Source organism: Vibrio sp. Y176 (assembly GCF_033438945.1).
The window spans coordinates 1-663 of record NZ_JAWOQS010000618.1 but is presented as its reverse complement, the minus strand read 5'-3'; the positions used below and the strand labels follow the sequence as shown (position 1 = coordinate 663).

Genomic DNA, 663 nt, shown 5'->3' with positions numbered 1-663 from the left:
AGAGGTGTATTTTGCTCATAACAAACTTGATTGATCAGCTGCCTCGTTGGCAGGTTGTCACTGCAATCCAACACCACATCCGCCAACATGACTTCGAGTTGTAACTGAGCTTGGTCGAGACGCTTGGTAATCGTGCGTACCTGAATCATTGAATTGAGATCACGAAGCTGCTGAGCCATCGCCTCGGTTTTCGCCAGTTCGATGTCGCCTTCACGATAGATAACCTGGCGCTGCAAATTGCTGCTGTCGACACGGTCATCATCAATCACAACCAACTTACCCACGCCAGCAGCCGCGAGATACAAACTTGCTGCACTACCCAACCCACCACAGCCGATGAGCAACACATGAGATTGACCAAGACGAGCTTGGCCCGATTCTCCGATTTCAGGTAACGAAACTTGACGCTGATAACGAATGAATTCTTGATCAGTAAGCACGATAGTCCTCCATTACCAATGAGGTGCTCGTTGTGCTCATCAGTTGGTCGAAAAACTCAATCACTTGTTTCGGCGATTCGGACAAGGTAATCGCACGAACCACCGCTAAACTGGACACGCCACATTGCCAATCGTGCTCTGCGTTTGATTGGTCAATCCCCCCAATGGGCACAGTTGGATAGCCAACACTTTCTCCATATCCAATGCTATCGATCAGCTTTTG

The 663-nt window shown here is 49.0% G+C and carries 1 protein-coding gene and 1 pseudogene; both read right to left on the bottom strand.

Annotated features, from left to right (window positions below; genetic code table 11):
- On the bottom strand, positions 1-440 hold a 440-nt coding region (locus R7O13_RS27660), incomplete at its 3' end, for a ThiF family adenylyltransferase (protein ID WP_318305296.1).
- A pseudogene (gene thiE / locus R7O13_RS27655) lies at positions 430-663 on the bottom strand (thiamine phosphate synthase); the annotation flags it as partial. The pseudogene thiE and the gene R7O13_RS27660, both read right to left, overlap by 11 nt.